The organism is Butyrivibrio sp. AE2032 (genome assembly GCF_000702965.1).
In genome coordinates, this window is the sequence record NZ_JNLF01000003.1 from 636,282 (window position 1) to 659,062 (window position 22,781).

Here is a 22,781-nt window from a genome sequence, read left to right on the forward strand (position 1 = left end):
GCGTTTAGTACAGTCTGATATATCCCTTTACGCTGTCCATCTTCCAGACCTTCTCCTCGAAGTCCTTCTCAGACAGGTTGTTTGTAACAAAGGCAAATTCGCCGTGTACGCCCTCTGCTGTAACTTCCTCGATGTTGCTTCCAAAGATCTCTAAAGCCTGCTCTTTAAGGTCCTCAGGCACTCTTACGAAGAACATCCTTACTGCGTTGTCCTTAGGTGAAAGGACTGCCTTCTCAGCCTTCATGTTTACATCGATATGCTTGCCCTTGTGCTTGATGATGTCGATCACATCGGCAACTACAGCACTTGCTGTGGCGTTCTTTCCTGCACCTCTTCCGTAAAACATAACGTCACCAACCATATTTCCGTGAACATTGATGGCATTGAAGACGCCGTTTACGTTGGCAAGAGGATTCTCCAATGGAATAAGGAAAGGAGCAACTATAGAAAAGAAACCGTTCTGATTTCTCTTGCACATTCCAAGGAGCTTGATTGCCATGTTCATGTTTCTGGCGTACTCAAAATCATCTATGTTGATCTTAGAGATACCTTCTGTATAGATATCCTCGTAATTCACATGCATTCCGCTCATAAGGCTGGAAAGAATGGCGATCTTACGGCAGGCATCGTAGCCTTCCACGTCTGCCTCAGGGTTCTTCTCAGCATAACCCTTTTCCTGAGCAGCCTTGAGAACTGTTTCGTAGCCTGCACCCTCTTTATCCATCTTGGTGAGGATGTAGTTGGTTGTTCCATTTAAGATTCCCGTAATGGAGTCGATCTTCTCATGCTTCATGGAATCATTTATTGTACGAAGAAGAGGGATTCCGCCGCCAACGCTGGCTTCAAACAGATAGCTTGCTCCGTTCTTTTTCGCAAGCTCCACAAGCTCAGGTCCGTGAGCTGCTACCAGCTCTTTATTAGAGGTGCAGACACTCTTTCCTCTCTCCAGCGCACTCTTTTCAAAAGAAAAAGCAGGCTCGATTCCACCCATTGTCTCACAGATCACATCGATCTCAGGGTCATCAAGAATAATGTTGATGTCATGGACAACCTGTGTCTCATGCTTGTCCCCTGGGAAATCGCGAAGATCCAGGATGTACTTAAGCTCTATCTTCTCTCCTGCGCTCTCTGCAACCTCTGCTGCATTGGTATCAAGTACCTCTACAACTCCGCTTCCTACTGTTCCGTATCCCAATACTGCTACTTTTGCCATTTCTGCCTCCAAAATAATATATTCACGTCAGCGTTGCACTTCGTCCTGTAATATGAACCTTGTGAACGCCCTCTGTCTTCTCCATTATGGAGATCATCTCCATAATATCCCTTGTCTCCGGTAAAACCTGAATTGTGATTGAAATGGATGCAACTCCATTAAGGGGAATTGACTGATGTATCGTAAGAATATTAGCGCCGAAATCCGCTATGAGATTCAGCACATATGACAACAGCCCCACCTCGTCATTCATCTGGAATGTGAGGGTCAATGTAGTTCCCTGAAGGCTGTCATGAAATTCATATATATCTTCCTTATATTTGTAAAAAGAGCTACGGCTTATCCCAAGGATTGATGCTGCTTCATTTACGGTCTTGACCTTTCCTGATTCCAGGAGCTTTTTGGCCTCCACCACCTTTAGAAGAACATCAGGTACAGCCTGCTTTCTGATTACATAATATCCTGTATCCTGTTGCATTGTACTCTTCCTGTTTGTGTTTTCGTGCTACGGATTATTGTCCTGGGAAATGTTTTTGTCTCGCGGACATTTGTATGCACAAGAAGGATTTTAACACTTTGAAGTTATAAAGACAAGCATAATTCTCTATAAATATTCATTTTTTATGCATTTTTCTTTGTACATTATGCCAAAGCCCCGTTTTATTCCACTTTACGTAGACAGACTTATGGTTTACAGTATTATTAGGAAAAGAAATTACTACTGAATCTACGAGGTTTCCCACAATGAAATCCAGAAAAGTTTTAATGACAGTTCTTTCAACATGCATAATTACAGCCGGAGTTGTTGTTTCTCCATTTTCTTCTGCTACTGTTGTTCATGCTGAAAATACACAAACACTTGCAGCTTCCGCAGTAGCTACAAACTCTGCTGATACCGCAACGCCTGAGGTAGCGACTACTACAGAGGCAGGAACCACAGAAACAGCTTCCGAGGGCAGCGAATCACAGGAGTCCCAGGAAGTTCAGCTCACACCTGAGCAACAGGCTGCAAAAGATCGCAAGGATGCCATGGAGGCCCTTCGAAATGATCCCAATCACGTCCACACCTTCAGATGGATAGCTCAGATGAACGAGAGCGAATCTGCTGAAGGCACCATGAACTACATGTGTCCTGAGTGTGGAAAGATATGGTACAACCGTCCAATACCGGCTTATACAGCCTTTTCCGGAGATGTGGCCCACAGAATAGAAACCGCTCCACAGGATGGCACCGTAAGAGTTATTACTTCTCTCTTCTATAGCTTTAATTCCGATGTAATGACTACCCTTTCAGAAAGGCCCGACGTATCCCTCTATGTAAGCTTCTTAGACCAGGAATACAAAGGCAACCGGGTAAGCTTCTTAATCCCTCCAGGACAGGATTACCTCTCCATGATTGACGAGAACGGCTACACAGGCTTTTTGTACCTCGGCGGTAAATATGGCCTCACAATTGAGGTTCCTGAGGAAAAACCTGCTGAGACAGCCCAGGACGCATCACAGGAAACCACAACTGAAACCACAAACGAATAATGCAACAGACGATGGGACTCATCCCACCGTCTTTTTTCTTGCAAGCGAAAAGCCATGGCATCGGGGAATGCCATGGCTTTTCAAAACGCTTATAAAAGGAAAGAGTAAAATAGGAGGATATCGTAAATAAGATTATCCCTTAACCGCACCTGCTGATACACCACCTACGATGTACTTAGACAGGATGAGGTAAATAACGATAACTGGGAAAATAGATGCAGCAATCATTATGTAAATCTGTCCCATATCGAATCTGAGCCAGTCAGCTCCACGCAGCTGAGCGATGAGAACTGGCAGTGTCTTCTTTGTATCAGTGTGAAGGATCAGGGCTGGTGTGAAGTAGTTATTCCAGCTTCCTACAAAAGCGAAGATCATCTGAACACTGATAGCCGGTCTTATAAGCGGCATGATAATTGTATTGAAGGTTCTAAACTCCCCGGAACCATCGATTCTTGCAGCTTCAACCAGTGAAAGTGGAAGGTTACTCTCCATGTACTGCTTCAGATAGAAGTATGTTACAGGTGAAGCAATAGCAGGAATGATAAGTGGAACAATTGAGTCATCCATTCCAAGTCTTACGATCAAACGCAGGAATCCAAGAGCTGTAACCTGTCCGGGAATCATCATGATTGCCAGGATAAAGGTAGCAATGGCTGCACGGCCTTTGAATCTGTAAGTGTTAATAGCATAAGCTGTCATAGCTGAGAAATATGAGCAAAGGCAAGCTGTACAAACTGAAACTATAATACTGTTGACGAAACCTCTGGCAATAGGAATAGTACCTGTTATCAGACTGTTCCAGTTATCTAAAAGGTGAGTGCTTGGAAGAAGTGTAAATCCAAGTGTCATCTCTGAGTGTGATCTTGTTGAGTTGATCAACAGAATGTAAAACCAAATAAGGCAAAGGAAACTAAAGAATATAAGAACAATGTAAGCGATTGTTCTTCTTACCCCAATAGGCACGCCATGGGGCTTCATAGCTGTATCGTTATTCATCCCTTTTCCTCCTCTCTCAATTCTTTTCCTTAGTGCTGTTCATTCTGAATACGATCAGACTAAGGATACCTGTTACTACAAACATGAATACTGACAAAGCACCACCACGTCCTACGTCCTTACTTGTAAGGTAACGGTTCAGGAGCATGATAACTGTGGTAAGTGAATCTGTAGGATTACCTCTACCATTTGTCAGGATTTGAGGAACATCGAACATCTGCAGACCACCGATAAGTGATGTGATCAGCACATATACGAAGATGGGACGAAGAATAGGCATTGTAATTTTGAAGAATACCTGTGAAGCTGTGGCTCCGTCAACCTGAGCAGCTTCATAAAGTGATGAGTCGATACCAAGCATACCGGCCATCAGAAGGATTGTTGTATTACCAAACCACATCAGGAAGTTCATCAGCATAACAAGAATTCTTGAAGCTGATACGAACTGGAAGAACTTATAAGGTTCGCTGATCATTCCAAGGCTCATAAGGATCTGGTTGATAGGGCCGCTGTCTGAGAACAATGCGAAGAACAGCATTGAGAAAGCTGACGCCATGATAAGGTTTGGCATGTAGATTACTGTCTTGAAGAATCTCTGACCCTTAAGTCTAAGACTGGGATCTGAGAACCAGTAAGCCAGCAAAAGAGCTATTGTGATCTGAGGAATAAATCCACCAACCCACATGATAAGTGTGTTGATAAGATACTTCCATATTTCAGGTGTTCCAAGAAGATTTACATAGTTCTGAACACCAACAAAGTTCGGGCCAATCTGCTTAAGACCTGAACGATAATTTTCAAAGAAACTGTTATAAATTGTTGAGCAAAGTGGAATAAAACTGAAAATTACATAAGTAACAAAGAAAGGAATTAAGAAGATATATCCCCATCTGTTAAATTTGACAACATTGTTGCTGCCCTTGGACTTCTGATTGCCCATACTCACTACCTCCGGAAAACTTACTCTCTATCCTCTTGCGTTTTTTGAATAATTGCCTGCCGGCATAAAACCGGCAGGCAATGAATTGATTCCTTAATACAATTTACAAGAAATGATTATCTTGTAAGCTCAGGATATCTCTGAAGTGCAAGTGTGTAGAACTGCTCAAGAGCCTCATCATATGTAGCATAGTTGCCATTGATGTAGTCGCCCATAGCTGTCTGGAAGTCACCAAGAAGACCCTGATCATAAGCTGTAAGGTTAGCCATATCGATGTTGTCAGCACCAGCGCAGAACATCTTAAGAGGGTTCTGTCCGCCAAGAACTTTATTTGAGTAAGATGTATCAGCTGCAAGGCCTTCCATAACAGGTCTGTTGTTAACGAAGTCATTGTCCTTAAGAACGATGTCCTTCATAACTTCAGGATCGCATGTCATCTTTCTCATGATATCAGCAACGAGGTTAGGGTTATCTGTTCCAGCTGCTGCACAGATCCATGTGCCGCCCCAGTAGAAGCCCTGAGGTCCCTCTGTAGCTGCCCAGCCACCTGCGTTAGCTACTGAACCATCAACGTCAGCTGCCATACAGAAGTCGATCAGCCAAGCTGGTCCAAAGTAAGCGAATACCTTTCCTTCAGGATAGAATCCCTTGTTCCAGTCCTCACCCCACTGGCCCCATGTGTTGCAGTAGCCAGCGTCTGCAAGCTTCTTAGAATCTTCAACCCACTTCTTGAGGTTGTCATCAACCTGGATCTGAGTTCCGTTAACCCAAGGAAGCTTAGCGTTGTTCTGATATACACGGAATGTATCAGCTGTTGAAGAAATTACATCGTAACCAGCCTTGTCAAGCTCACCAGCTGACTCGAAGAACTTATCCCAATCAGAGAACTTAGCCTGGATGTCTGCAGGCTCGTCAGTACCGAATACTTCCTTAGCGATTTCTCTGTTGTAGATCATAACACCAGGGCAGCCCTGCCATGATGTTCCCTTAAGAACGCCGTTAGAATCTGTTACAACAGCCTGTGTGTATGAGTACTGATCCTTGAGATCCTCATCTGTGATTCCAAGATCCTTAATAGGCATTGTGTAATCAGTATCTGTGTACTTAACAGCATAGTCAGCCTCAACGAGGAAAAGGTCAACCTTATCATCGTCTGCTGCGCTCTCCTGTGCAAGAAGGAGCTCATCAAGTCTGTTCTGATAAGCATTCTCCTCGTTAGGAGTGATCAGCCAGTTAACTGTTACATCACCGATCTTACCAGTTGTTCCATCAACTACCTCGTATCCAGGATAGTGATCTGTAAGACGTGACTTGAACTCTTCGTTCCAAGCTGAAATGTTGAGAACCTTACCTGTGTCCTCTGCAGGAGCTGCTGCTGTCTCTTCAGCTGCAGGAGCTTCTGTTGCTGCAGGCTCAGCTGCAGGTGCTTCTGTTGCTGCAGGTGCCTCAGTTGCTGTTGTGTCAGCAGGTGTGCTAGCTGCGCCGCCACAAGCTGAAAGCAGACCAGCTACCATTGTTGTTGAAAGTAATAATCCAAGTACTTTCTTCTTCATAACTACTTTTTTACCTCCCTTTTCTCTAAAAGAATTTTGAAGTGTTATTTATTTAAAACAGCTTTGCCGTTTTAAACCTTAGCTATCGGTTCCTCTACAGGAATCTTTCCTACGGACTCACCTTTTTCAAGTGTTCCTTCTATTATTATTTGTTCAATAAGTGTTCCCTTTGGATTATTGATGAGATCTATCAGCTTACTTGCTGCTGTTCTTCCTATCTTATCTGTATCCTGGACGATGGTTGTCATCCTGGGGCTTATTCTTCTTGCAAGCTCTATTCCGTCGTATCCTGCTATGGAGATGTCCTCCGGAACTCTAAGTCCCCTTGACCTTATGGCATTCATTCCGCCAAAAGCTGCAAAGTCATCTGAATAAAGAATAACTGTCGGTGGATCAGGAAGATCCAAAAGCTTAAGTGTTGCCTCAAAGGCTTTATCTGTATTTCTGTAAGGGCTTGGTACCATGTAACTGTCCGGGATGCTTACATCCAGATCCTGGAGTGTGTTGTAGAAGCTTGTAAGTCTGCTCTGTGTTACGGCTGTGTTCTCCATACCGTATACATAAGCTATCTTCCTGTGTCCCTGTTCATATACATAAGTAACAAGTTCTCTTATGCCCTTAATATTGTCTGATACTATTGCGATCCTGTTATAGAAGGAATGGTCTATTGTGACCACCGGGATGTTACTTTTAATAAGTTCATCCACCTCAGGATCCGAAAACTCTACGCAGGCAATCACCACTCCATCAAAGCCTCTGTATATGGCGTGGGACAGATATGACATGTTGTTGTTTCTTGTTCTGTCACCATTTATAAAAGTGATGTCAAAGCCTTCCTTTTCTGCTGCCTTCTTAAAACTGTCCAATACATGTGAGAAGTAATCGTGGGTAAGACCACTGTTCGCCTCATCTACGAAAAGGACACCAATATTGTTGGACCTGTTCGTCTTCAGCGCTTGAGCTGCTGCGTTGGGATGATACCCAAGTTTGTCTGCAACCTCTTTGATCCTCTCTTTAGTTTCTTTACTGATATCGCTATGATCATTCAGTGCTTTTGAAACTGTCGCAATTGAGACCCCACAGGCTTTCGATATGTCTTTTAAAGATACAATTCGTCTAGCCATTTCCTTGTTTTTCTCACTTAATCGTTTTCGTAGTTTTAATATACAACGAAATTACTCTAAAATCAAGTTTAGTTTTTTCGTTTTTGTGCAATTTTGTTATTTTTGGTAGTCTTTAACAATTTTGTTATCAGCATTTCATACATTTTTCCAATTTTGTACATAGTTTATTCACAATTGGTTAAAACGTTTTCGAAACATTCAGTTTCCAGGCTCGATTTCAGAAGGCTTACGCGCGTAAGTTAATTTTAAGCAGTAATTGTAGGGGTTTACAAAAAAATAAAAAGATAAATTTATTATTGAAATCGGAACAGATTACATATATAATATGCCTAGATTTTACCGAAAACGTTTAAGTTTCACATTATAAATGGAGGGTTTTATATGAAGTACGGTTTTTTCGACGACAACGCTCTTGAGTACGTGATAACCACACCAAAGACTCCACTTCCCTGGATAAACTATCTGGGCAACAAAGAGTTCTTTTCACTGATCTCAAACACCTGTGGCGGTTACACATTCTACAAGGACGCTAAGCTGCTGAGACTTACAAGGTATCGTTACAACAACGTTCCTTATGATAACAATGGTAAATACTTCTTTATTAAAGATGGCGATACAATCTGGAATCCGGGATGGCAGCCTGTAAAGACAGCTCTCGACAGCTATGAGTGCCGTCACGGACTTGGCTACAGCACCTTCACATCAACCAAGAACGATGTTGAGGCAAAGGTTCTTACATTTGTTCCTATGGAAGATAACTGTGAGATATCAAAGGTTACTCTTACTAATAAGAAGAGCAACGCTGCAACACTTACTCTTTTCTCATATGTAGAGTGGTGTCTGTGGAACGCTGATGATGATATGAAGAACTTCCAGAGAAACCTTTCAACCGGTGAGGTTGAGGTTACAGGAAACGGTTCTGTTATCTATCACAAGACTGAGTACAGAGAGCGTCGTAATCACTACGCCATCTACGGTGTAAACACAGCTGTTGACGGATTTGATACAAGCCGTGATGCTTTCCTTGGTGCTTACAACGGACCTGACAGCCCTGATGCTGTTGCTGCAGGAAAATGCACAAACTCAATGGCAAGCGGATGGTCACCAATCGCTGCTCACCAGATCAACGTAACACTTAACCCTGGCGAGTCAAAGACCTTCATCTTCACTCTTGGTTATATCGAGAATCCTGAGGATCAGAAGTGGGAAGCTCCTTCAGTAGTTAATAAGAAACCTGCTGAGGCAATGCTTGCTAAATATAATAATGAAGCTTCTGTAGATGCTGCTCTTGATGAGCTTAAGAAATACTGGAGCGAACTTCTTTCCAAGTACCATGTATCATCTTCAAACGACAAGGTTGATCGCATGGTAAATATCTGGAACCAGTATCAGTGCATGGTTACATTCAACATGTCCAGATCTGCTTCCTACTACGAGTCAGGAATTGGCCGTGGAATGGGCTTCAGAGATTCCTGCCAGGATCTTCTTGGATTCGTTCACCTTATTCCGGACAGAGCAAGACAGCGTATCATCGATATCGCTTCAACACAGTTTCAGGATGGATCAGCTTATCATCAGTACCAGCCACTTACCAAGAAGGGTAACTCCGACATCGGTTCTGGCTTCAATGATGATCCACTTTGGCTTATTGCAGGAACCAGCGCATACATCAGAGAGACAGGTGATCTTTCTATATTAAAAGAGATGGTTCCTTTCGATAATGATATGAGTGTAGCCAAGACACTCATGGATCACCTTAAGTGCTCCTTCAACTTCACTGCTACACACAAGGGGCCACACGGTCTTCCACTTATCGGACGTGCAGACTGGAATGACTGTCTGAACCTTAACTGCTTCTCAGAGCATCCAGGTGAGTCTTTCCAGACCTTCGGACCTTCAGAGGGACCTGTTGCTGAGTCAGTATTCATCGCAGGAATGTTCGTTAAGTACGGTGAAGAATACGCACAGCTTGCAGAGCTCCTTGGTGACACAGCTGAGGCTGAGCGCGCAAGAGCTGAGGTCAAGAAAGTTTACGAAGCAACTACAACAGCCGGCTGGGACGGCGAGTGGTTCGTTCGTGCTTATGATGCTAATTCCAACAAGGTTGGTTCTAAGGAATGTGAAGAAGGTCAGATCTACATCGAGCCTCAGGGCTTCTGCGTACTTGCAGGAATCGGTGTTGAGGAAGGTCTTGCTGAGAAGGCACTTAAGAGTGTTGAGGAGAAGTTGGATACCAAGTACGGTATCATGATCCTTCAGCCTGCTTACACAAAGTATCACCTTGAACTTGGTGAGGTTAGCTCATATCCACCAGGATACAAGGAGAACGCTGGTATCTTCTGCCACAACAATCCTTGGGTTTCAATCGCTGAGACAGTTCTCGGACACGGAAACAGAGCCTTCGATATCTACAAGAAGACCTGCCCTGCTTACGTTGAGGAGTTCAGTGAGATCCACGCTACAGAGCCTTATGTTTACTCACAGATGGTTGCAGGAAGAGATGCTAAGTTCCACGGTCAGGGCAAGAACAGCTGGCTTACAGGAACAGCAGCTTGGACCTTTGTAAATATCTCCCAGTACATCCTGGGCGTATATCCTACACACAACGGTCTTTCAATCAATCCTTGCGTACCTGAGGACTTTGGTGATTTCACTCTCACAAGAAAGTACCGCGGAGCAACCTACAACATTTCAGTTAAGCAGAACGGCGCTCAGAAGGGCATCAAGAAGCTTACTGTAAACGGAAAAGAGATCTCCGGAAACATCATCCCTTACGAGGAAGGTGTAAAGGAATACACAGTAGTTGCTGAGATGGGCTGATTAACTCCATAATAGAGCAAAACATATCGGAGTCATGGATTCGTTCCATGGCTCCGTTTTTGCAATAAGTTGCGCAAAACCTATTGACTATGCTATAATTAACCGTTAGAGTCGGAGGTATATATGAGCACAGATAAAAAGCCCAGAAAACACAGACATAAAAGGCATTATACCTTTATGGTCATATCCGGTGATTCAGACGGAAGTACCAAAAGCCTGCACCTTAATCATTTCAAGACACAGGCGCTGGCCTACACAGCTTTTGTAATCGGTTTAGTACTTATTTGCTACATTATTTACTCAGCGATCACCATCAGCAATCTCCGCATCATTGATCAGAAACAGAAGACACAGATTGATGAACTCACTGCAGAGAACAGCACTATAGAGGCATCCAACGATGAGCTGGAGAATCAGGTTCAGCAGCTCAAGGCAGCCCTTAACGTAAGGATTGAGGATGAACAGATTTCTGCCGAGGAGGCTGAGACACTGGCTATCCCTTCAGGATTCCCTCTTGCAGGAAACGCTTCAATGGCACCTGCGGTTGATGATCCAAACGAGACCACAGTTACTAAGCTTACGGATGAAAATAAAGATACTGCCACCGGAAATCCTATCCTTCTGCTGGAGTCTTCAGAAGGAAACAGCGTAATTGCAGCAGGATCCGGAACTGTACTTACAGTTACCACAGATGCTAAATTCGGCAACATGGTCTCAATTGACCACGGTAACGGCTACATTTCAATTTACAGGAATGCAGGAGATCCTCTTGTTACAGAAGGTTCTCAGATTGATAAAGGTGACATAATCTTTGTCATCAACGACAAAAACACAACACTGGGATTCCAGATCCAGCAGGATGAACAGTACATTGATCCCGAAGATCTTATTGAGATCAATGGGTGATCACTCACAAACGGAGGTTACTAAATATGTTTGGAAGCAGAAAAGACAACTCTGTAGATCCCGCTCTTGAGCAGGTGGGAACCATTATTGGTCCGGGTGCCGTTCTTGACGGTCCTCTCACCACCAAGGATTCCACAAGGATCGACGGAACAGTCAAGGGAAATGTCACAATCAGTGGCGCTCTCATTGTAGGAGGCGAAGGAAAGATCACAGGTACTGTATCTGCTGTTAATGCCTACATTGCAGGAGAGGTTACAGGAAACATTTCCGCTCCAGCCGGTAAGGTTGAGATCAGTGACACAGGTAAGGTTATCGGCGATGTTACCTGTAAGGGCATCATCATCGATGAGAATGCCGTATTCCAGGGCAAGTGCGATATGGTAGGCGTTGAAAAGAGCTCTGCTGAGATTGCCAAGGAAAGAGCTGCATCTGATAAGGAAGGCAGTTCCGAGAACAAGGAAGGCGAATCCAAGGATAATGAGTCCAAGGATGGTGAGTCCAAGGATAATGAGTCCAAGGATGGTGAGTCCAAGGATGGTGAGTCCAAGGAAAACACTGAAGAGAAAAAGTGATACCAAAAGTAAGAGCCCGGCGCTTCAATGCGTCAGGCTCTTTGCTTTTGTCGGTCAAACTATTAAAGGATCTTGCAGATCATTCCTGCATTCTTGTGAATACCAGCTCGTAACCATCATCGCCATAGTTGAGAGATCTGTTAACTCTACTGATGGTTGCTGTGGAAGCTCCGGTCTTCTCTGCTATCTCAAGATAAGTTTTCTTATCCCTGAGCATTGAAGCCACTTCAAATCTCTGTGAAAGAGAAAGAAGCTCATTCACGGTGCACAGATCCTCGAAGAAACTGTAGCACTCCTCTTTATTCTGCAGGCAGAGTATTGCATCAAATAAATGATCAACAGCATCTGTTCTGATCTTCTTGTTCATTAAAATAAACCTCCAATTATGTCAAAAAATTGCTTTCACACTTAAATATTTTATCACGCTAAACTTTTAAAGTAAAGTAGCTAATTTTCTGTTATAATGGAAGCGGTTAAAACCAGAAAGGATTAAGATATGAAATTAAGACCATGTATCGATATCCATAACGGAAAAGTTAAGCAGATAGTGGGTTCCAGCCTCAAGGACGAAGGTAGCAGCGCCAGTGAGAACTTCGTTGCTGAAGCCGGGGCAGATTTCTATGCCAGGATGTACCGGGAGCTTGGGCTTTCAGGGGGACATATTATCCTTCTTAATCCCGTAGACAGCCCCTACTATGAGCTCACCAAGAAGCAGGGTCTTGCTGCCCTCTCAGCTACTCCAGGACTTTTACAGATAGGCGGTGGAATCACAGCGGATAATGCAGTTGAGTTTATTGATGCCGGAGCATCCCATGTCATAGTCACCTCCTATGTGTTCAAGAATGGCCGTATCAATCACACCAATCTTAAAAAGCTTGTTAAAGCGGTAGGAAAAGAAAAGCTGGTCCTTGATCTGTCCTGCAAAAAGGATGGGGATGATTACTATATAGTCACTGACAGATGGCAGAAAATGTCCACTGTCATGTTAAACGGCGAAACACTTGAGGAGCTGTCAGATTCCTGCGACGAATTCCTTATTCACGCAGCCGACGTTGAAGGCAAGCAAAACGGCATAGAAGAATCCGTAGCCAAGCTCCTTGGAAACTGGGCTAAAAAGCCAATAACCTACGCCGGTGGAGTTCACAGCCTGTCAGACATAAAAGCCCTCAAAAAGCTGGGAAAAGGGAAGGTAGATGTTACCGTAGGAAGTGCCCTTAAGATCTTTGGTGGCACCCTGGAACTAGACGAGATCATTGCTGCATGCAAATAAAATAATTCATTCGCGCAAAAGAGCCATCTGACATAAGTCAGATGGCTCTGATGATTAATCATTGTTACAATCTTGCAAATTCAAAAATATCTATTTTTAAATAAGGCACTTTGTAGTCTGATTAATTAGCTTTAGTTACGAGAATTAAAGCTTGTTTACGTTTACGGCCTGAGGTCCCTTCTCACCCTGGATTACATCGTACTCAACTGAAGCGCCCTCTTCGAGAGACTTGAAACCTTCCATGTTGAGTCCTGAATAATGTACGAATACATCATTTCCAGCCTCGTCAGAAATGAAGCCGTAACCCTTCTGGTTGTTGAACCACTTAACAGTACCTTTGTTCATCGTAATACCTCCACAAAAATAAAAAAATAATCGTTACGTTGTCTATGACAACATATTTACGATAGCACAATATGGTGCAAAAGTAAAGCAATTTCAAGAAAGAACGTCAGCCATATCGTACATTCCCGGGCCTTTTCCAGCGAGGAATTTTGCAGCCTCAATAGCACCCTTTCCAAAGATGGCTCTGGAGTATGCTCTGTGGGAGATTGTAACCACTTCATCGTGGCCTGCGAAGATCACATCATGGTCTCCAACGATAGTCCCGCCACGAACAGCTGAGATACCGATTTCCTTAACAGGTCTCTTCTCTCTTCTTGTACTTCTGTCATATACGTAATCATAGGAATTCTCTAAGGACTCATTTATGCTGTCTGCAAGGGCAATTGCTGTTCCTGAAGGAGAATCCAGTTTCTGATTGTGGTGCTTTTCCACGATCTCAATATCAAAGCCTGCAGCTGCAAATAAAGGAGAAACCTCTTTTAACACCTTCATGAGAGCGTTGATACCGACAGACATGTTGGCTGATTTAAGAACTGCTACCTTAGCAGATGCCTCTTTTACCATATCAAGCTGCTCCGGTGAAAGGCCTGTAGAGCAGAGAACCACAGGGATATTCTTGGATGTGCAGTGCTCCAAAAGCCCCGGAACTGCAGATGCATTAGAAAAGTCCACGATAACATCTGCCTCTACATTGCACTCTGAAAGGCTCTTAAATACAGGGAAATCGTAAGTGCTCTCGCCGAAAGCATCAACTCCTGCCACAACTTCAATAGAATCATCTTCCTTAACAAGGTCAACAATTACGTGGCCCATACGGCCGTTGCAGCCGTGCATGATCATTTTTGTCATTAGCATTTTCCTCCAATTATAAAATTAGTACGGGCCATTACAGCAGCCCGTACTTTTTCATCTCATTCTTAAGAATTTCCTGGTTATTTGGTTCAAGTTCTGTAAGAGGAAGACGAAGCGGACCAGGCTGGAAGCCGATCAACTTAAGCGCTGTCTTCACAGGGATAGGATTAACCTCTGAGAAAAGAGCTTTTACAAGAGGATAAGCCTTAAACTGAAGCTCCCTGGCTGTCTCATAGTCGCCCTCAAGGCACTTTGCGCAGATCTCATGAGTCTGCTGTGGTGCTACGTTTGAAAGAACTGAGATAACTCCGATCCCGCCTACTGACATGATAGGCACGATCTGATCATCATCTCCTGAGTAAAGATCAATGCTGCCCTCTGCAAGGGACATCATCTTGATTGTCTGGGAAATATTGCCTGTGGCATCCTTGATACCAACGATATTGTCGAAATCCTTAGCAAGCTTAACTGCTGTCTCAGGAAGAATATTGCAGCCCGTTCTGCTTGGTACGTTATAAAGGATAATTGGAATATCAATCTCTTTTGCTACTGCACCAAAGTGTGCATAAAGACCACCCTGTGTAGCCTTATTATAATAAGGAGTAACCAAAAGAACTGCATCTGCGCCGTACTCCTGCGCTTTCTTGGATAGTTCGATAGCTGTCTGTGTGCAGTTAGAGCCGGTTCCTGCCACAACAGGAATCCTTCCTGCAACCTTATCAATACAGAACTTCACAACATCCATGTGCTCTTCCTCGCTCATGGTAGCTGCCTCTCCGGTAGTTCCGCAAACTATAATAGCATCAGTTCCGTTCTTAATCTGGAACTCGATCATCTTCTCAAATTCCGGATAATTTACTTCCCCGTTATCTTTAAATGGAGTTACGATAGCAACACCTGCACCCTTAAAAATAGCCATATCGGTCTCCTTCCCAAATTTGCTTTAAATAGTACACCAGCGCTAAATACTCTGTCAATATAATAACACTTTTTTATTATTTTTATGTTGAACTGTAAAAAAACGCGTGTTATACTCATTAGGCTAAAAACGAAGGATGAAATTTGTGTACTTTAATTAAGAGGAAAAAGATTTATGAAACAAACCAGAAATGATGTAAGAAACGTAGCAATCATCGCACACGTAGACCACGGTAAGACCACTCTTGTAGATGGACTTCTTAAGCAGAGCGGAGTTTTCAGAGATGGCGCTGATGTGGTAGAGCGTGTCATGGACTCAGGCGATATCGAGCGTGAGCGTGGAATTACAATCATGTCAAAGAATACCGCTATTACTTATAAAGATATAAAGATCAACATCATCGACACTCCCGGCCATGCTGATTTCGGTGGCGAGGTTGAGCGAGTTCTTAAGATGGTTAACGGCGTTATCCTTGTAGTTGACGCCTTTGAGGGACCAATGCCACAGACCAAGTTCGTTCTTGGAAAGGCTATGGACCTTGGACTTCCAGTTATCGTATGTGTAAACAAGATCGACAGGCCTGAGGCTAGACCAAACGAAGTTATTGATGAAGTTCTTGAGCTTCTTATGGATCTTGGCGCTGATGACAAGCAGCTTGACTGCCCATTCGTATTTGCATCAGCTAAGGCAGGAACCTCTTCTCTTTCACCTGATGAGCAGGGTCCTGATATGAAGCCTCTTCTTGATACAATTATCAACTATATCCCAGCACCTGTTGGAGATCCTGATTCCAGCACACAGGTACTTATCAGCACAATCGACTACAACGAGTACGTTGGACGTATCGGTGTAGGTAAGGTAGACAACGGCGTAGTAAAGGTCAACCAGGAGGTTGTAGTAGTAAACCACCACGAGCCAGAGCGCCGCATAAAGACTAAGATTTCTAAGCTCTACGAGTACGACGGACTTGGAAGAGTTGAGGTTCAGGAGGCTAAGATTGGTTCTATCGTAGCAATCTCTGGTATCGAGGATCTTAAGATCGGTGATACTCTTTGCTCAGTGGATAATCAGGTAGCTATTCCTTTCCAGAAGATCTCAGAGCCTACTATTTCAATGAACTTCATTGTTAACGACTCTCCTCTTGCAGGTCAGGAAGGTAAGTACGTAACATCCCGTCACCTTAGAGACAGACTATACAAGGAGCTTAACACCGACGTTTCACTCCGAGTTGAGGATACAGATACAACAGAGACCTTCAAGGTTTCAGGACGTGGTGAGCTTCACCTTTCAGTTCTTATCGAGACCATGCGTCGTGAAGGCTTCGAGTTCGCTGTAAGTAAGGCAGAGGTTATCTACCACACAGACGAGCAGGGCCACAAGCTTGAGCCTATGGAGAAATGTTACATCGATGTTCCAGACGAGTTCTCAGGAAGCGTTATCCAGAAGCTTGGTGAGAGAAAGGGCGAACTTGTTAACATGGGTGCCGGAAACGGTGGCTACACAAGAATTGAGTTCAATATTCCTTCCCGTGGACTTATCGGATATCGTGGTGAGTTCATGACAGATACAAAGGGTAACGGAATCATCAATACAATTTTCGACGGATATGCTCCTTACAAGGGTGACATGAACTACCGTAAGACAGGTTCAGTCATCGCCTTCGAGTCTGGAGAAGCTACAGCATACGGTCTCTTCAATGCACAGGATCGTGGTCAGCTCTTTATCAAGACCGGCGACAAGGTATATTCAGGAATGGTAATCGGAACCAGCGGAAAGAGCGAAGACGTTGAGGTTAATGTCTGCAAGACCAAGCACCTCACCAACACAAGAACATCTTCCTCAGATGAAGCTCTCCGTCTTGTACCTCCTCGTATCATGTCCCTTGAGCAGTGCATCGAGTTCATCGACAATGACGAGCTTTTAGAGGTAACACCTACAAGCCTTCGTATCAGAAAGAGGATTCTTGATCCTACTCTGAGAAAGAGAGCAAACTTCAAGAAGTAAGACAATATTCAAGGCTGTCGCAGAAAAAAAACTGTGGCAGCCTTTATGTATAGAGCGAAAGTCTTTCAACATATAGCTTATCGACCACGTCATAATCAGTACCCGCCTTAAAGATTGTAACCATCCCCAGCTATCTATCAATGGACTTTCGCGGCATAAATCCTCGCCCCCTCACTTCCATATCACAATGCATCTCAGTATTGCCCCCGGGCGCTCCGGTTTATTCCACGGTTCCATTGACAGCTATCTGAGGATAGTTATTCGGTCACTAAGCGGGTATTGATTAAGGGGCACCTGTCTTATCAAGGGCCTAGCCCACAGTAAATGGCTTTCCAGCGCCTTGATTTCTGGACCAGGGACCTTGCAATGTTCAATTTACGGCTTTTTCATGATTTTTTGTTTTTTAGCCGTAAGGGTAGCCTTATCATTACGGCTAATTTTTCGTTTTTGATTATTTAGCGGTATAAATCTACTATTTTCATGGAATTATGGCAGAATCGTTACGGCTTTATTTTAGATATTGCTATTTTAGCCGTAATTTGATTTAAAAATCGCCTGATAGAGAGCATTTCCTACGGCTTTTCTATAGAAAATGAGAAAAAAGCCGTACTCCAAATTTATATCGACAGCTTTTTTGAGAAAAACGTAAATAAAGCCGTAATTTCTCACCACAAAAAGCTCATACAGACAAAAATTGTATAAAATGTATAAGTGAAAGTCATGTATCTTGGCATGATGGTTTGCTCTTGCCGTGCCGTCAAGGAAGTTCATGGAACATAATAACCGCCTCCCCCTTACAGACCCTTATGCGTGGATACTGGTGGCTGTACCAAAAAGGCTGCCTTCCTTCACGGACTGCAGCCTTGCATTTACTTATAATATGTAATACCCTTTGTCACCTTCGATGAAGGTTATCTGGCCTTCGGTTTTCTGGGTGAGACCGGATTTGATGCGCTCCACATCAGCGTCCCGGACGCAGATATCGAACTGAACATCGGCTTCGTAGCGGGAATCGGCGATGCTGATGTCGTTCTGGCCAAGATAGTACTGGACGTTGTTGATCATGTTGTAGCCTACGACGGCGGTAAGTTTCTGGGCGTAGACCATTTCTCCTACTTCACAGGCAGCAAGGCCGGCCTGGGCAGCCTGGGTATAGGCGCGGACGAGGCCTCCGGTGCCAAGGAGAACACCACCGAAGTAACGGGTTACAATGATCAGGACATTGGTGATGCCCGAGCCATTTATGACTTCCAGGATGGGCTTTCCAGCAGTGCCTGAAGGTTCACCGTTATCACTGCACTTAGTGATCTCGCTGTTGGCGCCTATTACATAAGCGTAGCAGTTGTGCCTGGCATCCCAGTACTTCTTTGATATTTCTGCTATCTTCTCTTCAGCTTCAGATGCATTTTCCACCCGGAATACATTTCCTATGAACCGGGACTTCTTCTCAACGATTTCTCCGCTTCCATTTTTAGTTATAACCTTATAGGATTCGCTCATACTCATACAGCAAGTATAGCATATCCCTGCAAATTTTACGCATCTGTCTCTGTATGATATAATAGATTGGTTTAATATGTAATAATTCAAATCAACATGCGAGGTTTCTATATGAATTATGGAAAAAGAGGTATCGTACAGCAGGCAAGAGCCCTGAACTCCGGTACCAATAAATGGGGAAAGAAGATAAGTCTCTTCGGCTTCTATATTCTTCTTGCAATGATAATAGGAATTGTCATCATTGGAACCAGCGCCGGAATCGGTGTATTTAATGGTATCAAGGATGGCGCTCCTGACATTGGAAATATTGATGTAACCCCAACGGGCTTTTCAACATTTGTATATGACACAGACGGCAATCAGATTGCCAAGCTGGTATCCACAGATTCAAACCGAATCCCGGTTACCATGGATATGATCCCCAAGGATCTTGCAAATGCCTTTGTTGCCATCGAGGATGAGAGATTCTACGAGCACAATGGTATTGATATTCAGGGTATCATCCGTGCCGGTGTCGTTGGTATCACAACCAGAGACTTCTCACAGGGTGCCAGTACCATTACCCAGCAGCTCCTTAAGAACAACGTATTCTCCGGATGGACAGATGAGACCTTCATCCAGAGTGTGAAGCGTAAGATCCAGGAGCAGTATCTGGCAGTTCAGCTCGAAAAGAAAATGTCCAAAGAGGATATTCTTCTTAACTATATGAACACCATCAACCTTGGCCAGAACACCCTGGGAGTACAGGCTGCTTCCCTTCGTTACTTCAACAAGTCAGTCAGCGACCTGACCCTTTCCGAGTGTGCTGTAATAGCTGCCATCACCCAGAACCCCAGCAGGTTCAACCCTATCACTCATCCGGAAAAGAACTCTGAGCGTAGGGCAAAGGTTCTCGGAAACATGTTAAAGCACGAATACATCAGCCAGGTAGAATACGATAAGGCCATGGCAGATGATGTTTACTCAAGAATCCAGAACGTCAACCAGGAGACAGGTGGAGATTCAACCATCAACTCCTACTTCGTTGACGCCCTTACCAATGATGTCCTTGATGACCTTATTGCAGCAGGCTATAACGAGACTCAGGCCTACACACTGCTCTACAGTGGCGGTCTTAAGATCTACTCAACCCAGAACCCACAGATCCAGGCAATCTGCGACTCTGTATTCCAGGATGAGAGCAACTACCCTGAGGGAACCAAGTACCTCTTAAGCTATGAGCTTTCAGTTAAGGCAGCCGACGGAACAGTAACAAACCACTCAAGCGAAATGTTCCAAAGCTACTTCAAGCAGCAAAAGAGCTCCTTCAACATGCTTTACGACTCCCATGAGTCCGCAGAAGCAGCTATCGAAGAATACAAATCAGTTGTAATGGCAGAAGGTGATTCTGTCCTTGGAGAAAAGATAAATCTCACTCCTCAGCCACAGGTTTCTATCACCGTTGAGGAACAGGCTACAGGCTACATTGTTGCCATGGTAGGCGGACGTGGTCAGAAGACAGCCAGCAGAACCCTTAACCGTGCAACAGACACCTACCGTCAGCCGGGTTCAACCTTTAAGGTACTTTCAACCTATGCTCCCGGTATTGACAGCGCAGGCCTTACACTTGCAACAGTATTTAACGATGCGCCTTTCGCATATTCCAACGGAACACTGGTAAGGAACTGGTGGGGCTCATCCTACAGAGGACTTAATACTGTAAGAGCAGCCATAAGAGATTCCATGAACGTTATCGCCGTTGAGGCTCTGACACTTATCACTCCTCAGCTGGGCTTTGATTATCTTAAGAACTTTGGATTTACAACCCTTGCAGAAAACGTCACCATCAACGGACAGGTTTACTCCGACATCCAGCAGTCAACTGCTCTTGGAGGACTTACCTATGGTGTAAAGAACCTTGAGCTTAATGCAGCTTATGCAGCAATTGCCAACGGCGGTGTCTACACAAAGCCTAAGCTCTACACAAAGGTTGTAGATCATGACGGAAATGTAGTCCTTGATAACACTGAGCCTGAATCAAGAAGGATCATCAAAGAGACAACAGCATTCCTCCTTACCAGCGCAATGCAGGACGTTGTAACAAGCGGAACCGGTGGTTCAGTTAACTTCGGAACAACAGCCATTGCAGGTAAGACAGGTACAACCTCAGATTACAACGACGTTTGGTTTGCTGGTTACACCAACTACTACACAGCAACAACCTGGACCGGTTACGACAACAATGCCAAAATGACCGCTTCAGCTGAAAAGAACCTTTCAAAGACCATGTGGCGTAAGGTCATGGAGCAGATCCATAAGGATCTCCCATACTCATCTTTCTCCATGCCAAGCGGAATCGTCACAGCCACAGTATGTTCAAGATCAGGCAAACAGCCTATTGCAGGCCTTTGCGACGGAACCCTTCACTCAGAGTACTTCGAGGAAGGAACAGTTCCAACAGACAGCTGTGATGTTCACTATCAGGGTACAATGTGTGCACTGGACGGAGTTCCAGCTACAGAGAACTGCCCATTTAAGACAGCAGGCGTATTTGAACTTACTCCTGAAGTTCCGGCAGCCCTCCAGTCAGGCTTTGTAGACTACACGCCTACAAACTCTGCATACACCACAACCACTGATGAGAATGGCAATACAGTCACAGTCCTTAATCAGTGTCACCACACTCCTGAGTTCATGATGCAGGAAGGCATTGAGGGAATAATTGCCGGGGAGCAGGAACAGCTCAATCAGGCAGCCGCCGCAGCCGCAGCAGCTGCAGCCGCTGCAGGAGAAGGCCAGGCAGCTCCGGCTGAACAACCGGCTGAAGCAGCAGTCGTAAATGAAGTATCTGCAGATGTTGCAGCAGGAAACTAAATGGAAAAGAACAATATTACTACAGGCCCCATCTGGAAAGGAATGCTCTCATACTTCTGGGCGCTCCTTCTAGGGGCCTTTTTCCAACAATTTTATAACACAATAGATGCCGTCATCGTAGGACGTGCAGTAGGCAGCGACGGACTTGGAGCCGTAGGCGGATCTGCTGCCATGATAGTAAACCTCTTTGTAGGTTTCTTCATGGGGCTTTCTTCAGGCGCCACCGTTGTCATTTCCCAGTTCTACGGCGCAGACAGGAAAGAAGAAGTCCAAAAGGCAGTCCACACCTCCATCGCCCTTGCCCTGGCAGGAGGACTGTTATTTAGCATTGTAGGCTTCATTTTATCCCCTGTACTGATCCATGCCATGGGAACCCCCATGGAGCAGTCAGAAGCCGCTATTATCTACCTGAAGATTTTCTTCCTTGGTATGATCCCCAACATGGTATACAACATGGGTTCCGGAATCCTGAGAGCAGTAGGCGATTCCAGAAGACCACTTATAGTACTTATCATAAGCAGCTTTGCCAACATCTTCCTGGACGTACTTTTCGTTATCGTTATGGGTCTTGGAGACATGGGCGTAGTTCAGGGTGTAGCAGGCGTAGCAATTGCAACAGTTCTGTGCCAGGCTCTTAGTGCAGGGATCATCATTTGGATGCTTATGCGCAGCACCGGCTCCTATAAGCTCTCCCTTAAGAGCATCCGCTTCCACGCAGATATGCTTAAGAGGATCGTCAGCATTGGACTTCCAGCAGGCTTTCAGTCAACCATGTACACCCTTTCCAACGTACTTATACAGGCAGCCATCAACTCCTTTGGAAACGATGCAGCCTCAGCTTGGGCAGCCTATGGAAAGATCGACGTGCTGTTCTGGATGACCATGAATTCTCTTGGCACCGTAAACACCACCTTCGTGGGCCAGAACTTCGGCGCAGGAAAATATGACAGAGTAAGAAACAGCGCAAGACAGAGCTTCGCCATTGCAGCTGCCATCACTATACCCTTAAGTATTGTTTTGTATTTTTACGGGGAATTTCTTCTCAGAATCTTTGTAAAAGACGGGGAAAATGTTATCCGGATCGGTGTCGATATGATAAAGTTCCTGGCGCCATTCTATGTAACCTACATTGGCGTAGAGATCTTTTCAGGAGCACTTCGAGGCATGGGAGATGCCCTTATTCCGATGCTCATCACCATGAGCGGTATCTGCGTCCTGAGAGTAGCCTGGATACTTATTGCCTTCCCAATGAACAGGACCCTGGAAATGGTGGAGACCAGCTATCCCATTACCTGGATCACCACTTCCCTCCTGTTCCTGGTTTATTATTTTATCTACACAAAGAAAAAGAAAATAAGATAGGACCTATCACCCTAACGGA

19 protein-coding genes are annotated in these 22,781 nt (G+C 44.5%); 8 read left to right on the forward strand and 11 right to left on the reverse strand.

What is annotated here, in order from left to right; translation table 11 throughout:
* Positions 1-4: 4 nt before the first annotated feature.
* The gene (locus BO18_RS04605; protein ID WP_034443997.1) at positions 5-1,213 is read right to left on the reverse strand and encodes a homoserine dehydrogenase; all 1,209 of its coding nucleotides are present in this window, start codon (positions 1,211-1,213) and stop codon (positions 5-7) included.
* A 22-nt stretch (positions 1,214-1,235) separates the two neighbouring features.
* Positions 1,236-1,691 carry an ACT domain-containing protein gene (locus BO18_RS04610; RefSeq protein ID WP_034443999.1) on the reverse strand — a complete coding sequence of 152 codons (456 nt, stop codon included), beginning with the start codon at positions 1,689-1,691 and terminating at the stop codon, positions 1,236-1,238.
* Between the two features lie 266 nt (positions 1,692-1,957).
* On the opposite strand from BO18_RS04610, the gene BO18_RS04615 reads away from it, so the two are divergent.
* Positions 1,958-2,746, forward strand: a complete 789-nt coding sequence (locus tag BO18_RS04615) for a hypothetical protein (protein WP_034444002.1) — start codon at positions 1,958-1,960, stop codon at positions 2,744-2,746.
* A 132-nt stretch (positions 2,747-2,878) separates the two neighbouring features.
* Here BO18_RS04615 and BO18_RS04620 read toward each other — a convergent pair whose 3' ends face one another.
* The 4 genes from BO18_RS04620 to BO18_RS04635 all read right to left on the reverse strand — a co-directional run bounded on the left by BO18_RS04620 (position 2,879) and on the right by BO18_RS04635 (position 7,359).
* Positions 2,879-3,742, reverse strand: a complete 864-nt coding sequence (locus BO18_RS04620; protein ID WP_034444003.1) for a carbohydrate ABC transporter permease — start codon at positions 3,740-3,742, stop codon at positions 2,879-2,881.
* 16 nt (positions 3,743-3,758) lie between these two features.
* The gene (locus BO18_RS04625; protein ID WP_034444007.1) at positions 3,759-4,682 is read right to left on the reverse strand and encodes a carbohydrate ABC transporter permease; all 924 of its coding nucleotides are present in this window, start codon (positions 4,680-4,682) and stop codon (positions 3,759-3,761) included.
* A gap of 116 nt (positions 4,683-4,798) precedes the next feature.
* The gene (locus BO18_RS04630; protein ID WP_034444010.1) at positions 4,799-6,235 is read right to left on the reverse strand and encodes an ABC transporter substrate-binding protein; all 1,437 of its coding nucleotides are present in this window, start codon (positions 6,233-6,235) and stop codon (positions 4,799-4,801) included.
* 71 nt (positions 6,236-6,306) lie between these two features.
* A complete protein-coding gene (locus BO18_RS04635; RefSeq protein ID WP_242856513.1) occupies positions 6,307-7,359 on the reverse strand; it encodes a LacI family DNA-binding transcriptional regulator in 1,053 nt (350 codons plus the stop codon).
* Between the two features lie 381 nt (positions 7,360-7,740).
* Here BO18_RS04635 and BO18_RS04640 point away from each other — a divergent pair, with 381 nt between their 5' ends.
* From BO18_RS04640 to BO18_RS04650, 3 genes are all read left to right on the forward strand, one after another.
* Positions 7,741-10,179, forward strand: coding sequence for a GH36-type glycosyl hydrolase domain-containing protein (locus tag BO18_RS04640; protein WP_034444013.1), 2,439 nt, complete (start codon positions 7,741-7,743; stop codon positions 10,177-10,179).
* 123 nt (positions 10,180-10,302) lie between these two features.
* Positions 10,303-11,085 carry a murein hydrolase activator EnvC family protein gene (locus BO18_RS04645; RefSeq protein WP_034444015.1) on the forward strand — a complete coding sequence of 261 codons (783 nt, stop codon included), beginning with the start codon at positions 10,303-10,305 and terminating at the stop codon, positions 11,083-11,085.
* A gap of 26 nt (positions 11,086-11,111) precedes the next feature.
* Complete coding sequence (locus tag BO18_RS04650; RefSeq protein WP_034444017.1) at positions 11,112-11,657, forward strand: bactofilin family protein; 546 nt, start codon at positions 11,112-11,114, stop codon at positions 11,655-11,657.
* Positions 11,658-11,736: 79 nt separating this feature from the next.
* Here BO18_RS04650 and BO18_RS04655 read toward each other — a convergent pair whose 3' ends face one another.
* Positions 11,737-12,024, reverse strand: a complete 288-nt coding sequence (locus BO18_RS04655) for a YerC/YecD family TrpR-related protein (protein WP_034444020.1) — start codon at positions 12,022-12,024, stop codon at positions 11,737-11,739.
* Between the two features lie 129 nt (positions 12,025-12,153).
* On the opposite strand from BO18_RS04655, the gene hisA reads away from it, so the two are divergent.
* On the forward strand, positions 12,154-12,927 hold the full coding sequence (gene hisA / locus BO18_RS04660; protein ID WP_034444023.1) for a phosphoribosylformimino-5-aminoimidazole carboxamide ribotide isomerase: 774 nt from the start codon (positions 12,154-12,156) through the stop codon (positions 12,925-12,927).
* Positions 12,928-13,071: 144 nt separating this feature from the next.
* Here the strand turns inward: hisA and BO18_RS04665 are convergent, their stop codons facing one another.
* From BO18_RS04665 to dapA, 3 genes are all read right to left on the reverse strand, one after another.
* Positions 13,072-13,272 (reverse strand): cold-shock protein, encoded by a 201-nt coding sequence (locus BO18_RS04665; RefSeq protein WP_013281837.1) that lies wholly within the window; start codon positions 13,270-13,272, stop codon positions 13,072-13,074.
* 93 nt (positions 13,273-13,365) lie between these two features.
* Positions 13,366-14,121, reverse strand: a complete 756-nt coding sequence (dapB, locus tag BO18_RS04670; RefSeq protein WP_034444026.1) for a 4-hydroxy-tetrahydrodipicolinate reductase — start codon at positions 14,119-14,121, stop codon at positions 13,366-13,368.
* A 37-nt stretch (positions 14,122-14,158) separates the two neighbouring features.
* Complete coding sequence (dapA, locus tag BO18_RS04675) at positions 14,159-15,043, reverse strand: 4-hydroxy-tetrahydrodipicolinate synthase (protein ID WP_034444028.1); 885 nt, start codon at positions 15,041-15,043, stop codon at positions 14,159-14,161.
* A 174-nt stretch (positions 15,044-15,217) separates the two neighbouring features.
* Between dapA and typA the strand changes: the two genes are divergently transcribed.
* Positions 15,218-17,047, forward strand: coding sequence for a translational GTPase TypA (typA, locus tag BO18_RS04680; RefSeq protein ID WP_034444032.1), 1,830 nt, complete (start codon positions 15,218-15,220; stop codon positions 17,045-17,047).
* Positions 17,048-17,920: 873 nt separating this feature from the next.
* Here typA and BO18_RS04690 read toward each other — a convergent pair.
* Positions 17,921-18,547 carry a YigZ family protein gene (locus BO18_RS04690; RefSeq protein ID WP_034444037.1) on the reverse strand — a complete coding sequence of 209 codons (627 nt, stop codon included), beginning with the start codon at positions 18,545-18,547 and terminating at the stop codon, positions 17,921-17,923.
* Between the two features lie 111 nt (positions 18,548-18,658).
* Here BO18_RS04690 and BO18_RS04695 point away from each other — a divergent pair, with 111 nt between their 5' ends.
* Together BO18_RS04695 and BO18_RS04700 are read left to right on the forward strand one after the other, a co-directional pair.
* Complete coding sequence (locus BO18_RS04695) at positions 18,659-21,400, forward strand: transglycosylase domain-containing protein (RefSeq protein ID WP_034444039.1); 2,742 nt, start codon at positions 18,659-18,661, stop codon at positions 21,398-21,400.
* Complete coding sequence (locus BO18_RS04700; RefSeq protein ID WP_034444041.1) at positions 21,401-22,762, forward strand: MATE family efflux transporter; 1,362 nt, start codon at positions 21,401-21,403, stop codon at positions 22,760-22,762.
* Positions 22,763-22,781 lie beyond the last annotated feature (19 nt).

What these genes read in the sequence shown, in the direction of transcription:
- BO18_RS04605 (WP_034443997.1), bottom strand. Translation starts at nt 1,213, where the DNA reads ATGGCAAAAGTAGCAGTATTGGGATACGGAACAGTAGGAAGCGGAGTT.
- BO18_RS04610 (WP_034443999.1), bottom strand. Translation starts at nt 1,691, where the DNA reads ATGCAACAGGATACAGGATATTATGTAATCAGAAAGCAGGCTGTACCT.
- BO18_RS04615 (WP_034444002.1), top strand. Translation starts at nt 1,958, where the DNA reads ATGAAATCCAGAAAAGTTTTAATGACAGTTCTTTCAACATGCATAATT.
- BO18_RS04620 (WP_034444003.1), bottom strand. Translation starts at nt 3,742, where the DNA reads ATGAATAACGATACAGCTATGAAGCCCCATGGCGTGCCTATTGGGGTA.
- BO18_RS04625 (WP_034444007.1), bottom strand. Translation starts at nt 4,682, where the DNA reads ATGGGCAATCAGAAGTCCAAGGGCAGCAACAATGTTGTCAAATTTAAC.
- BO18_RS04630 (WP_034444010.1), bottom strand. Translation starts at nt 6,235, where the DNA reads ATGAAGAAGAAAGTACTTGGATTATTACTTTCAACAACAATGGTAGCT.
- BO18_RS04635 (WP_242856513.1), bottom strand. Translation starts at nt 7,359, where the DNA reads ATGGCTAGACGAATTGTATCTTTAAAAGACATATCGAAAGCCTGTGGG.
- BO18_RS04640 (WP_034444013.1), top strand. Translation starts at nt 7,741, where the DNA reads ATGAAGTACGGTTTTTTCGACGACAACGCTCTTGAGTACGTGATAACC.
- BO18_RS04645 (WP_034444015.1), top strand. Translation starts at nt 10,303, where the DNA reads ATGAGCACAGATAAAAAGCCCAGAAAACACAGACATAAAAGGCATTAT.
- BO18_RS04650 (WP_034444017.1), top strand. Translation starts at nt 11,112, where the DNA reads ATGTTTGGAAGCAGAAAAGACAACTCTGTAGATCCCGCTCTTGAGCAG.
- BO18_RS04655 (WP_034444020.1), bottom strand. Translation starts at nt 12,024, where the DNA reads ATGAACAAGAAGATCAGAACAGATGCTGTTGATCATTTATTTGATGCA.
- hisA (WP_034444023.1), top strand. Translation starts at nt 12,154, where the DNA reads ATGAAATTAAGACCATGTATCGATATCCATAACGGAAAAGTTAAGCAG.
- BO18_RS04665 (WP_013281837.1), bottom strand. Translation starts at nt 13,272, where the DNA reads ATGAACAAAGGTACTGTTAAGTGGTTCAACAACCAGAAGGGTTACGGC.
- dapB (WP_034444026.1), bottom strand. Translation starts at nt 14,121, where the DNA reads ATGACAAAAATGATCATGCACGGCTGCAACGGCCGTATGGGCCACGTA.
- dapA (WP_034444028.1), bottom strand. Translation starts at nt 15,043, where the DNA reads ATGGCTATTTTTAAGGGTGCAGGTGTTGCTATCGTAACTCCATTTAAA.
- typA (WP_034444032.1), top strand. Translation starts at nt 15,218, where the DNA reads ATGAAACAAACCAGAAATGATGTAAGAAACGTAGCAATCATCGCACAC.
- BO18_RS04690 (WP_034444037.1), bottom strand. Translation starts at nt 18,547, where the DNA reads ATGAGCGAATCCTATAAGGTTATAACTAAAAATGGAAGCGGAGAAATC.
- BO18_RS04695 (WP_034444039.1), top strand. Translation starts at nt 18,659, where the DNA reads ATGAATTATGGAAAAAGAGGTATCGTACAGCAGGCAAGAGCCCTGAAC.
- BO18_RS04700 (WP_034444041.1), top strand. Translation starts at nt 21,401, where the DNA reads ATGGAAAAGAACAATATTACTACAGGCCCCATCTGGAAAGGAATGCTC.